9 protein-coding genes and 1 pseudogene are annotated in these 12190 nt (G+C 72.1%); 3 read left to right on the forward strand and 7 right to left on the reverse strand.

Annotated features, from left to right (window positions below):
• Positions 1-120: 120 nt before the first annotated feature.
• Entirely contained in the window at positions 121-1485 is a 1365-nt protein-coding gene (locus V7E46_RS30085; protein WP_333771374.1) for an NAD(P)/FAD-dependent oxidoreductase, read from the forward strand.
• Between the two features lie 40 nt (positions 1486-1525).
• On the opposite strand, the gene V7E46_RS30090 is transcribed toward V7E46_RS30085, so the two are convergent.
• The 4 genes from V7E46_RS30090 to V7E46_RS30105 form a co-directional block, all read right to left on the reverse strand.
• Positions 1526-2137 (reverse strand): hypothetical protein, encoded by a 612-nt coding sequence (locus V7E46_RS30090; RefSeq protein WP_333771375.1) that lies wholly within the window; start codon positions 2135-2137, stop codon positions 1526-1528.
• Between the two features lie 20 nt (positions 2138-2157).
• Positions 2158-3588, reverse strand: a complete 1431-nt coding sequence (locus V7E46_RS30095) for a HAMP domain-containing sensor histidine kinase (RefSeq protein WP_333771380.1) — start codon at positions 3586-3588, stop codon at positions 2158-2160.
• 32 nt (positions 3589-3620) lie between these two features.
• Positions 3621-4337 carry a response regulator transcription factor gene (locus V7E46_RS30100; RefSeq protein WP_333771376.1) on the reverse strand — a complete coding sequence of 239 codons (717 nt, stop codon included), beginning with the start codon at positions 4335-4337 and terminating at the stop codon, positions 3621-3623.
• Positions 4338-4419: 82 nt separating this feature from the next.
• Positions 4420-5736, reverse strand: coding sequence for a hypothetical protein (locus V7E46_RS30105; protein ID WP_333771377.1), 1317 nt, complete (start codon positions 5734-5736; stop codon positions 4420-4422).
• A 185-nt stretch (positions 5737-5921) separates the two neighbouring features.
• Between V7E46_RS30105 and V7E46_RS30110 the strand changes: the two genes are divergently transcribed.
• Positions 5922-7991 carry a transglycosylase domain-containing protein gene (locus V7E46_RS30110; protein ID WP_333771378.1) on the forward strand — a complete coding sequence of 690 codons (2070 nt, stop codon included), beginning with the start codon at positions 5922-5924 and terminating at the stop codon, positions 7989-7991.
• A 31-nt stretch (positions 7992-8022) separates the two neighbouring features.
• Here the strand turns inward: V7E46_RS30110 and V7E46_RS30115 are convergent, their stop codons facing one another.
• The 3 genes and pseudogenes from V7E46_RS30115 to V7E46_RS30120 form a co-directional block, all read right to left on the reverse strand.
• A complete protein-coding gene (locus V7E46_RS30115; protein ID WP_329176599.1) occupies positions 8023-8745 on the reverse strand; it encodes an N-acetylmuramoyl-L-alanine amidase in 723 nt (240 codons plus the stop codon).
• Between the two features lie 181 nt (positions 8746-8926).
• Complete coding sequence (locus tag V7E46_RS34015) at positions 8927-9346, reverse strand: cellulose binding domain-containing protein (protein ID WP_443054396.1); 420 nt, start codon at positions 9344-9346, stop codon at positions 8927-8929.
• A pseudogene (locus tag V7E46_RS30120) lies at positions 9345-10421 on the reverse strand (endo-1,4-beta-xylanase); the annotation flags it as partial. The pseudogene V7E46_RS30120 and the gene V7E46_RS34015, both read right to left, overlap by 2 nt.
• Before the next feature lie 607 nt (positions 10422-11028).
• On the opposite strand from V7E46_RS30120, the gene V7E46_RS30125 reads away from it, so the two are divergent.
• A partial coding sequence (locus V7E46_RS30125; RefSeq protein WP_333771379.1) for an extracellular catalytic domain type 1 short-chain-length polyhydroxyalkanoate depolymerase occupies positions 11029-12190 on the forward strand: 1162 nt, incomplete at its 3' end.

A 12190-nucleotide genomic window follows, 5' to 3' on the forward strand; every position in this document is an offset into this window, starting at 1 on the left:
GGGGACGCGGACTTGCCCGGGTGCGGGGATCGGTGCGAACGTGGGCGGCGGGAAACGGGTCACACGGGAGGTCTCATGGCGGCGGACCGCGGTCAACGGGCGCCCCGGGGGCGGGCGTTGGTGATCGGCGGGAGCCTCACCGGGATGCTCGCCGCGGCGGCGCTGTCGGAGACGATGGCGGAGGTGACCGTCGTCGAGCGGCACGAGCTGCCCGCCGGGCCGCTGCCGCGGCAGGGCGTACCGCAGGCGCGGCACGCGCACCTGCTGTGGTCGGGCGGCGCGCGGGCGGTCGAGGCGCTGGTGCCGGGGGCGACCGAGCGGCTGCTCGCGTCCGGCGCCCGGCACATCGCCGTACCGTCCGACCTGGTCGTGCTGACCTCGGGCGGCTGGCTCACCCGCTTCCCCGAGCAGCAGCACTTCCTGTCGTGCACGCGGGACCTGCTCGACTGGGTGGTACGCGACCTGGTCGTCCGCAAGGCACGGGTCCGCACGCTGCCGGGACGCCCCGCGCTGGGGCTGCGCGGCACTGCGACGCAGGTCACCGGGGTGCTGGTGCGCAACGGCGGGCGCGAGGAGACGCTGGAGGCCGACCTCGTGGTCGACGCGAGCGGGCGGTCCTCCTCCATGCCGCGCTGGCTGGACCGGCTCGGGCTGCCCTCCGTGAAGACCGACCTCGTGGACTCCGGGCTCGGTTACGCCAGCCGGCTCTTCCAGGCCCCGCCCGGCACCGCCGGCTTCCCGGCCGTCAATGTGCAGGCCGACCCGCGGCAGCCCGTGCCGGGGCTCAACGGCACGATCCTGCCCGTCGAGGACGGGCGCTGGCTGGTGACGCTGTCCGGCACCCGCGGCGGCCAGCCCACCGCGGACCCGGCCGACTTCGAGACCTTCGCCCGCAGCCTGCGCCACCCCGTCATCGGCGACCTGATCTCCCGGGCCGCCCCGCTCACCGACGTGACCGTCTCGCACAGCACCGCCAACCGGCGCCGCCGCTACGAGCGCATGCGGGTCTGGCCGGAGGGGCTGGTCGTGCTCGGCGACGCCCTGGCCACGTACAACCCGCTGTACGGGCACGGCATGTCGGTCGCCGCCCAGCACGCGCTGGCGCTGCGCGAGCAGACCGCGGGGCAGCCGGGTCCTGGCCTGGCCCGCCGGGTGCAGCGGGCAGCCGCCCGGGCCACCGACGCCGCCTGGGCGCTGGCCGGCAGCCAGGACCTGCGCTACCCGGGGGCCGAGGGCCCGAGCACCGGGCCGATCGGCGCCCTCCTGACCGGCTACACCGACCTGCTCATGCACACCGCCACCCACCGCCGCGGCGCCGCCCGCGCGCTGCTGGACGTCCTGAGCCTGTCGGCGGGGCAGGCCGCGGTGCTGCGGCCCGACGTGCTGGCCACCGTCCTCAACCCCCTGCACCCGGACCCGTTGCGGGACCCGCCTTTCACCGAGGCGGAGCGGGCCCTGATGATCGGCATGTTCACCGACCGCTGAGCGCGGTCGCGGCCCGCCCGCGCAAAGGGTCCGCGGAGCGTCAGCCCGGCGGCGGTCTCATGCCCGCGGCGGTCTTCAGCTTGGCCGGCCAGGGGCTGCCGGCGCGGGCGCAGACGTCCTGTCCCGAGCTACCGGCCACCGGGGCACCGCCGACCGACACGGTGACCCGGCCGGGCCCGGCGTCCGGATCGGCGGCGAGGCGGGCCGCGCGCACGGTGCACACGACCTGGTCGACGGCGGTCGCGGAGAGGCGCGGGGCCGGGGCCCGCAGGTCCACGGCCACGGTGTCGCCGTCGGTGCTCACGGTCGCACTGGCCGAGGTCGGAAGTTCGCTCGCCAGACCCATGACCTTCTGCTCCACGGGGTCCAGCCCTTCGAGCAGCAGGCGGACGGCGTTGCCGCTGTCGACCGGCACGGCGGTCCTGCGCTGGAAGGTGACCAGCGTGCCGTCCACGGCCCGGACGTAGTAGAGGATCACCGTGGGCTGCACTCCGACACCCGGCTCGCCCGCCTCCACCACCCCCGTGGTGGGGATGCCGCAGCCGGTGAGCAGCGGCCCGGCCGCCAGAGCGAGACCCACCGCCAGCGCGGCGCGGGCCTTCACCCGTCCCGTCACGGCCAGGGCGGCGCGGGCCTTAGGACGTCCCGTCACCGCCAGGGCGGCGCGGGCTCTCACGCGTCCCGCCGCAGGGGGAGGGCGACGGTGAACACGGCGCCGCCGTGCGGACGGTTCGCGGCGGTGATCGTGCCCCCGTGCAGATGGACGTTCTCCGCCGTGATGGACAGGCCCAGGCCGCTGCCCTCGGTCCTGGTGCGCGAGGTGTCGGACTTGTAGAAGCGGTCGAAGACGTGCGGCATCACGTCGTCGGGGATGCCGGGGCCGCTGTCCATGACCTCGATGACGGCCCGCGACGCCGCGCCCGGCTGCTCCTCCACCGACATCGCCAGCTCCACCGGCAGGCCGCCGTGCCGCAGGGCGTTGCCCGCCAGGTTGGCCACGATCACGTCCAGCCGGCGCGGGTCCACCCGGCCGCGGGCCGCGTCGGCCGGCGGCAGCCGGGTGGATATCGTGCCCTGCCAGCCGCGGGAGGCCAGCGAGCGGCAGACCGACTCGGCGAGGTCGACCTCGTCCAGGTGCAGGTCGGCCGCGCCGGCGTCGAAGCGGGAGATCTCCATCAGGTCGTCCACGAGACGGGCGAGTTTCACGGTCTCCTCGCTGATCAGCCGGACGGCGGTCGCGGTGTCGGGGTCGAGGTGCGCCGCGTCCTCGTCGAGGACGTCGGTGACGGCGGCCATCGCGGCCAGCGGGGTGCGCAGCTCGTGCGAGACGTCGGCGGCGAAGCGCCGCGCCCGGGCCTCCATCCGGCGCAGCTCGGCGACCGACTCCTCCAGCGCCGCCGCGGTGTCGTTGAAGGTGTGCGAGAGGTCGGCCAGCTCATCGGAGCCGTGGACGGCCAGCCGTGTCTCCAGGTGGCCCTCGGCGATCCGCCGGGTGGCCCGGCGCAGGGCGCGTACCGGACGCAGCACCCCGCGGGCGGCGAGCAGCGCCAGCAGCACCGCCACCACCAGCGCCGGTACGGTCGCCCGCTCGACGGCGGCGACCAGCGCGTCGACGTACCCCTGCTCGCTGTCCAGCGGCACGGTCAGGTACACCGCGATCCCGGAGGGCTCCGAGGGCGAGACGAGCGTGGTGTTGGCGAACCGGACCGGGATGCCGACGACGAGGGCGGGGCCGTGGTCGGTCGCCACCCGCTGGAAGACGGTGGCCGCCCGGGTGCGTACCGACTCGCGCATCGCGGGGCTCAGCTCCGCGAAGAGGTCGTTCGGCCGGGAGGTCGCGCTCATCTCGCCGTAAGTGACCAGGACGCGCCAGTCCGCGGTGCGCTGCGTGTGCGCCACCTCGGTCGCGAAGCCCTGGAGGTCGGACTGCTCCGGCGGGAATTCGAAGCCGGGTGCGAGGCTGTCGATACCGTCCCTGAACTGCGTGATCACCGTGTCCTGGCCCTGCTGGAGCAGGTCGGTGCGGGCGGCCCTGAAGGTCAGCGCGCCGGTGGTCACGGTCGCGACGACGGCGACCAGCGCGAAGGCCACCACCAGCCGCATCCGCAGCCCGCCGCGTATCAGCGGCCCGAGCTTCACCGGGACGCCGGGCGCGCCGGGTCGGTCGACCGCCGGAACTGGTACCCGAAGCCGCGCACGGTCTGGATGAAGCGCGGCTGCCCCGGCGGCTCGCCCAGCTTGGTGCGCAGCCGCTTCACACAGGCGTCCACCAGCCGCGAGTCACCGTGGTAGCTGTGCTCCCAGACCGCTTCGAGCAGCTGCTGCCGGCTGAAGACCCGGCCGGGCGAGGCGGACAGGAGCAGCAGCAGCCGCAGTTCGGACGGCGCCAGCGGCACCGGTGCGCCCTCCAGCGCCACGGTCAGACCGGCCCGGTCGATGCTGAGGTCGCCGTGTGTCTCGGTCTGCGGCATCCCGTCGGCGCCGACGGGGCCGCCGACCCGGCGCAGCACGGCCCGTATCCGGGCGTCGAGCACCCGGGCCTGCACCGGCTTGACGACGTAGTCGTCCGCGCCGGCCTCAAGGCCGACGACGATGTCGATGTCGTCGCCCCTGGCGGTCGCCATGATGATCGGCACCTGGTTGTCGGCCCGGATGCGGCGGCACACGTCGAGCCCCGTCATCCCGGGCAGCATCAGGTCGAGCACCACCACGTCGGGCCGGAAGGACCGCAGCCGCTCCATCCCGTCCTCACCGGTGGCCACCGCGGCGACGTCGTGGCCCTGTCGGCGCAGCGCCAGGCTGACGCCCTCGCGGACCGCGCGGTCGTCCTCGATGAGCAGCAGTCGTGGCATGACCTCAGTATCCGTAACCGGGGCCGCGACCCGGGGAATTGTTACGGGACGATCACATAAACCCGTCCGACAGTGCTTTCCGTCACTTGACGAAGGTCGACCAGTCCGGCGATTCGGCCGGGTCCAGGGTCCGCAGCCTCGCCAGGACGGCCGGGTCCTGGACGTCGAGCCAGTCGCTCAGCTCCTTGAACGACACGCACTGCACCCCGGTGCGGCGGCAGACGTCCTTCACGACGTCCTCGACCGCCTGCATGTAGATGCCGCCGTTCCAGGTCTCGAAGTGGTTGCCGATGAAGAGCGGCGCGCGGCTGCCGTTGTAGACCCGCTCGAATCCGTTGAGGTAGCCCTGCCGCGCCTGCTTCTCCCAGCCGGGGTATTTCGCCGGGTCGCCGTCGGTGACATCGCCGCCCGACTGGTTGTAGAGGAAGTTGAAGTCCATCGACAGCACCTGGAAGTCCTTGCCGGGGTACGGCATCAGCTGGAGCGGGAAATTCCACACGCCGTCCTTCTTCGCCGGCCAGATCTGGAAGTCGCCCGGCGAGCTGGCGTCGTAGCGCCAGCCGTTCGCCTTCGCTGCCGCCAGCAGGTTCTGCTGCCCCTCAAGGCAGGGGGCGCGTCCGCCGGCGAGTTCCTCGGAGTAGTCGAAGGGCAGCGGCGGCAGGTCGGTGAAGCCGGTGTTGGTCTTCCAGTTCTCCACGAAGGAATAGGCCTGGGATATCTCGCTGTCCCAGTCCGCGGTGCTCCAGTTCCCGCCGCCGCCCGGGTCGGGCGCGCAGAAGTGCCCGTTGAAGTGGGTGCCGATCTCGTCGCCGTCCTCCCAGGCCTGCCGCAGCTGGTCCAGCGTCCACTTGATGTGCTCGTCGGTCGGGAAGTCGATGGCGGAGGCGCCCGGGGAGTGCTGGGGCGGCTTGTACAGGCTGCGCTTCCCGTTCGGCAGCAGGTAGATGCCGCTGAGGAAGAAGGTCATGCGGGCGTTGTTCTGCGCGGCCAGCTCGCGGAAGCGGGAGAAGAGGTGGTCGTCGTTCTCCAGGGCGCCGTCCCAGGAGAAGACCACGAACTGCGGCGGCTTCTCGCCCGGCTTGAGCTTGTGCGGGACGGGCTGGTGCGGCTGCGGCCCGGTGTCGGAGGTGGAGCCGTCGCCGATCACCCGCACCTTGCCGTCCCAGGCGGGCGGGCCGGAGTCCGCCGTGGGGGACTTCGCCGGCCGCGACAGGGCGGCCCGGTCCTGGCCGGGCGCGGTGCGGTCGCCACCGCCGCCGTCCCGCACGGCCGCGACGGCCGTCACCGTACCGGCCAGGCCGGCGCACAGCACACCGCAGAGCAGGACGGTACGCCGGCGGCTGCTGCTGGGACGGCCGCCGCCGCGTAGGGGAAGGAGTCGCTTCCGGGCAGGGCTCATGGCTCCGACCCTGCGATCCGCACGTGACGGCCGCTGGCCCAATGTGTCACAGAACCGCAACTGCCCACATTCCAGAGGCTGTTACACACCTGTCGCAGTCCCATCCCGGTCCCGCCGTATTTCGGCTCCTACGGTGGCGGCGGCCCGGGGCGCACAGCCCATGTCGAGACCGCCCAGAGGTGAGGATGGTGCCGCGCCGGCACGGGACAGAGCAGGCACCGGGCGCCGCGGGCACGGGCGGGTCGGCCGCGCGGGCGGCGCGTACGTCGGCCGCGGCGGTCCGCCGCGGCTGCGCCGCGGTGGTGCGCGCGGCGGCGGACCGGCGGGCGTGGCGGGCCGGGCTGCGCCGGCTGCGGCCGCGCTACCCGCGCCCCGGCCGTCGCGGGCCGCGCCGCTGGGTGCCCTCGGCGCGGCAGACGCTGCTGGTCCTGTGCTGGGTACTGCTGCTGCTCGCCGGCCTGGTCGGCTACGGCTACCAGCGCACCCGGATACCGGCCGACCTCAACGCATTCGCGACCCAGCAGGACAACGTCTACTACTGGGCCGACGGCACGGAGATGGCCAGGGTCGGCCCGGTCGACCGCCAGTCGATGCCGCTGGACCGCATCCCGTCGTCCGTGCAGTGGGCGGTGCTCGCGGCCGAGAACGCGTCCTTCTACTCCGACTCCGGCATCTCGGTCAAAGGCATCGCCCGGGCCGTGACCGACATGGCGACCGGCGGCGACACCCAGGGCGGCTCGACCATCACCCAGCAGTACGTGAAGAACGTCTACCTCAACCAGAACCAGACGCTGTCCCGCAAGCTCACCGAGATGTTCATCGCCGTCAAGCTGGACCGCAAGATCAGCAAGCAGGAGATCCTCGACGGCTACCTCAACACCAGCTGGTTCGGCCGCGGCGCCTACGGGGTGCAGCGCGCGGCCAAGGCGTACTACGGCAAGGACGTCTCGCAGCTGAACGCCAGTGAGGGGGCCTTCCTCGCCACCCTGCTCAAGGGCGCCGGGCTCTACGACCCCGCGGTCAGCCCCGCCAACCACGAGCGGGCGGTGCAGCGCTGGAACTGGGTGCTGGACCGGATGGTGAAGATCGGCCGGCTGCCGGCGGCGGAACGGGCCACCTACACCGTCTTCCCCGAGCCGAAGGCGCCGCCGCGGCCCGCCGGGCTGAGCGGCCAGACCGGCTATCTGGTGGACACCGCACGGGCGTACGTCTCCGCGCACAGCGGCATCTCCGACGCGGAATTCGACCGCGGCGGCTACCAGATCTACACCACCTTCGAACGCCCCCGGGTCGACGCGCTCAGCGCCGCGGTCAAGCAGCAGCTCGGCGGCCTGCACCCGGCGGACCGCCCCGCCGACCGCGATGTCCGGGTCGGCGCCGCCTCGGTCGGCACCGACGGCCGCATCCTCGCCCTCTACGGCGGCCCCGACTACGTCACCCAGGGCTTCGACGACGCCAACATCGGGATCGTGCCGGCGGGTACGGCCTTCGCGCCCTTCGTCTACGCGGCCGGCCTGCGCGACGGCGTCCTGCTGACCCGCGACGCCCCCCGTACCCCGATCACCCCCGACACCGTGTACGACGGCGACGACAAGGTCGCGGTCCAGACACCCGAGGGGCCGTACTGGAGCCGGGACGGCAAGATCGTCCGGACCGTCAACGACGGCCACCACTCGTGGGGCCGGATCAGCCTGCAGAAAGCGGTGGCCTCCTCCGTCAACGGGCCGGTCGTCCAGCTCGGGATGGACGTCGGCCTCGACCGGGTGCGGCGCGCCTCGATCGACGCCGGGCTCCTCCCGGACAGCGGATTCGGCCCGCAGACCCCGGACTTCTCGCTCGGCACCGCCACCCCGAGCCCGATCCGGATGGCCGGCGCCTACGCCACCTTCGCCGCCGACGGCACCCACACCGCCCCCTACTCCGTGCTGCGCATCACCCGCGACGGCGAACGCCTGCCGCTGCAATCCCCGGTCGTCACGCACCCGTTCACCCCCGCGGTCGCCGCCGACGTGAACGCGGCCCTGACCACCGCCCCCGACCGCGCCGGCACCGCGGGCACCGCGCCGGGCAACAAGTCGGCGTGGTACGTCGGTTACACCCACCAGGTGTCAACGTCCGTCGCCCTGTTCCGTATCGACCCGAAGACGCAGCAACTGGAGCCGCTGACCGGCATCACCGGCCACCGCCCGCACGAGAACACCGGCAGTACCTACCCGGCCGCTATCTGGAACCACTACGCGGCCGCGGCGTCCTGACCTCCGGCGCCCGGCCCGCTGCCGCCCGGGCTCAGCCCGCCCAGGTCGCCTTCCGGCGGAGTGCGGCGGCGGCCTGGCGTATCCAGGGCAGGGCGTCGTAGAGGGCCTGCCCCGGGCAGGTGGTCTCGTAGACGTCGCGGTGGCCGGAGATCGTGTTGAGGGTGACGGCGGTGCCCTTGGGGAAACGGCTGCCGTCGTTGCTGGAGACCAGCCGGACATGGCCGAGGGGATCGGCGGCCGGGTCGAGCTTCCAGGCGGCTATGGCGGCGATGGCCCGCAGCATCGCGCGCGGCACCTTCTGGCCGGCGTCGAAATTGCCCAGCGCGGCTATGCCGACGGTGTCGGTGTTGAAGCCCTCGGTGTGGGCGCCGCGCACATCGCGGTCGGTGCTGCCGCTGCGGCCCTCGTAGATGCCGCCGCAGCGGTCGACGACGAAGTTGTAGCCGAGGTCGTCCCAGCCCAGCGCGATGTGCCGCTGTTCGAGCGCGAGCAGCATCGCGGGGACGTCCTTCTTGCAGTCGTAGTCGTTGGGATTGTCCGTGTGGTGCACGAACACCGCCTTGACCGTGTGGTCGAAGACGAGACCCTCGCGCACCGACTTCTCGTCGGCGTGCCAGGCCGTGCGCCCCACGACCACCGGCCGCAGCGCCGCCGGGTGCAGTTGCAGCACGGCACGGGTGTGCCGGGGCCTCTGTGCCGGGTGCTCCGGGGCCGAGCAGGCGCCCAGGAAGGCCAGCGACAGAAGCGACGACACGAGCCTGATCCTGTGCGGCCGCATGCCCACCAGCCTCGGCCCGATCCGCCGGTACGGACAGCCGCCGGGGCCGTTCGAGTGACGGTCACGGCGCTGACCTGCAGCTTCGCTGCAGACCCGGTGGGGCCGGGCGGCCCCACCGGGTCGGGGTGCGCGGGTCGGGCTTACTGGTGGTGGGTGGTCATGAGGCGGTGCAGGCCTCGGTGAGGTTGGGCGGTGCGCCGCCGTTGACGACGTAGCCGAAGGTCGTGGTCGCGCCCGCACCGAGCTGGCCGTTGTACGCGGCGTTCTTCGCCGTCGTCAGACCACCGGACGAGCCCTGCACGGCGTTCCACAGACTCGCGATCGTGTCCCCGGAAGGCTGCGACCACGACACCGTCCACCCCGAGATCGCCGAGGAGCCCGTGTTCTTCACCGTGACCTCGGCCTGATAACCGCCCGACCACGCGTTCACCGAACGGAAAGTCGCCGAGCACCCGGAGCTGGGCGGCGGCGTCGTACCACCCGTAGTACCGGTCGACGTACCCGTCGAGGTACCCGTGGACGTACCTGTCGACGTCCCCGTCGAGGTACCCGTGGACGTACCCGNGCGTCGTACCACCCGTAGTACCGGTCGACGTACCCGTCGAGGTACCCGTGGACGTACCTGTCGACGTCCCCGTCGAGGTACCCGTGGACGTACCCGACGACGTACCGCTCGACGTACCCGTGCTCGTGCCGCCCGATGTGCCGCCGCTGCCGCCGAGGGCGGTGAGTACGGCGGTGTAGGACGCCTTCTTCTGGTAGTTGCCGTCCAGGAGAAGCGGGGTGTCGCTGGAGCGCCAGCTGTACTTGTCGGTGACGCCCCACACCGTGATGCCGGTGCAGCGGGTCACGGCCAGGCAGCCCTTGACGATGGTGGTGTAGTTGTTGGCCTGCGCGGTGCCGGAGCCCGCGACGTCGACCTCCGTCATCTGGACGTCGACGCCGAGGTCGGCGAAGCGCTGGAGGTTGGCCTGGAAGTCGGACGGAACCGGGGACTGCGGGTTGAAGTGGCCCTGGAAGCCGACACAGTCGATGGGGACGCCGCGGGCCTTGAAGTCCTTGACCATGTTGTAGACGGCGGTGCTCTTCGCGTTGACGCCGTCGGTGTTGTAGTCGTTGTAGCAGAGCTTGGCGTTCGGGTCGGCGGCCCGCGCGGTGCGGAAGGCCTCCTCGATGAAGCCGTTGCCCAGCTTGTCCTGGAAGGGCGAGCTGCGGCGGGCGCCGGAACCGCCGTCCTGAAATGCCTCGTTGACAACGTCCCAGGCGTAGATCTTGCCCTTGTAGTGGGTCATCACCTGGGTGATGTGGTTGTTCATCGCCGCTTCGAGCGCGGTGGCGCTCAGCCCCGACACCCAGCCGGGCAGCTGGGAGTACCAGACGAGCGTGTGTCCGCGGATCTTCATGTTCTGGGCCTGGGCGTGGGCGACGATCTGGTCACCGGGGGCGAAGTTGAACGAGTTCTGGTTCGCCTCGATCGTGTCCCACTTCATCTCGTTCTCGGGCGTGACCGCGCCGAACTCGGCGTCCAGGGCTGCCGTGTAGTCCGACTCGCCCAGGTGGTTCGCCGCAACCGCGGTACCGAAGTAACGGCCCTGTGCCGCCGCCGCGTTGCCCAGGGTGCCGACCGCGTGGGCGGTACCGGCGGTGGCCATCAGGCCGATCGCCGCCACCGCTCCCGCCGTGCCCGCGGCGATCGCGATCCGCAGGCCCGAGCGCCGGCGTCCGCCGGCCTGGCTGCGCTCTCGGGGGGTGTCCGTGATCACTTCCAACCTCTTCTTCCTCTTCTGCTGGCAGTCCGGGTCAGCGCGTGTCGCACCGGCCCGAACGGGTGGGGGTCCATTCGCGAGGGTGATGTCAGCCACGGGAGGGGTGCCGCTGGCGCGGCGTGGCCGGGAGGAGGGTGGATCGTTGGCCAGTGTGAACCCTGGGCTTCGAAACGTCAACGACTCCTTTCCGAAACAACCGGACCGCGGAGATCGACTTCTGACAGTGCGTTCGATACCCGCAGCACACCCTGCGTGGGGGTGGTTTCCCGGTGTCGCAGCCCGGATGCCGGGCTGACGGCGGCGACCGGGCGTACCCCGTCGAACGCCGCCGGATGTATTGACGGCACTACTTTGCCGCCCTAGGGTGCCCGAAACATTCGCGTAGGGGTCGAAACTTTCGGAAATCCCGATCGGGCACTCGCTGCCCGAGCGCCGCCCAGGCCGGAGAGGGAGCCTCCACCAGGGCGGGCGCTGCCCGGAAAGGAATACCGCCATGCCCCCCACACGAGCGCCGAGCGGTCCCGGTAGCCGTACCAGCGGCGGGAGAAAGCGTCTCGCCACGCTGCTGACCGCCCTGCTCGCCGCGGTCGCCTCGGTCCTGGCCGCGATCACCCTGTCCACCCAGAGCGCCGCCGCGGCCTCGCTCACCGAAGTCACCAACTTCGGCAGCAACCCCGGCAACCTGCGGATGTACGAGTACGTGCCGGACTCCGTCAAGCCCAACCCGGCGATCCTGGTGGCCGTCCACCAGTGCACCGGCACCGGACCCGGCTTCTACTCCGGCACCGAATTCCACAGCCTGGCCGACCAGTACGGCTTCATCGTCATCTACCCCGACGCCAACATCAGCGGCCAGTGCTTCGACGTCTCCTCCCCGCAGGCGCTCACCCACAACGGCAGCAGCGACCCGGCGAGCATCGCCTCCATGGTCACCTACGTCGAGCAGCACAACGCCGCCGACGCGAGCCGGGTCTACGTCACCGGTGCCTCCTCCGGCGCGATGACCACCGACGTCCTCCTCGGCGACTACCCCGACATCTTCAAGGCCGGCGCCGCCTTCATGGGCGTCCCCTTCGGCTGCTTCGCCACCACCGACGGCTCCTTCTGGAACACCGCCTGCGCCAACGGCCAGATCAGCAAGACCGCGCAGGCCTGGGGCGACCAGGCCCGCGCCGCCTATCCCGGCTACACAGGACCCCGCCCCCGGGTACAGCTCTGGCACGGCACCGCCGACACCACGCTGAACTACAACAACTTCGGCGAAGAGATCAAGCAGTGGACCAACGTCCTCGGCGTCAGCCAGACCCCGGTCCTCACCGACACCCCCCAGTCCGGCTGGACCCGTACCCGCTACGGCTCCACCAGCGCGCAGGCCCCGGTCGAGGCCATCAGCATCCAGGGCGTCGGCCACTCCCTGCCCACCTCCGGCATGGCCGCCCGCGCCATCACCTTCTTCGGCCTCGACGGCTCCTCCGGCGGCACGACAGCCGGCACGAGCACGGGTACGTCGAGCGGTACGTCGTCGGGTACGTCCGCCGGCACCTCGACGGGTACGTCGACGGGTACGTCCACGGGTACCTCGACGGGGACGTCGACAGGTACGTCCACGGGTACCTCGACGGGTACGTCGACCGGTACTACGGGTGGTACGACGC

It is taken from the genome of Streptomyces sp. IBSBF 2435 (assembly GCF_036815005.1).
In the GTDB taxonomy this organism is placed as follows: Bacteria; Actinomycetota; Actinomycetes; order Streptomycetales; family Streptomycetaceae; genus Actinacidiphila.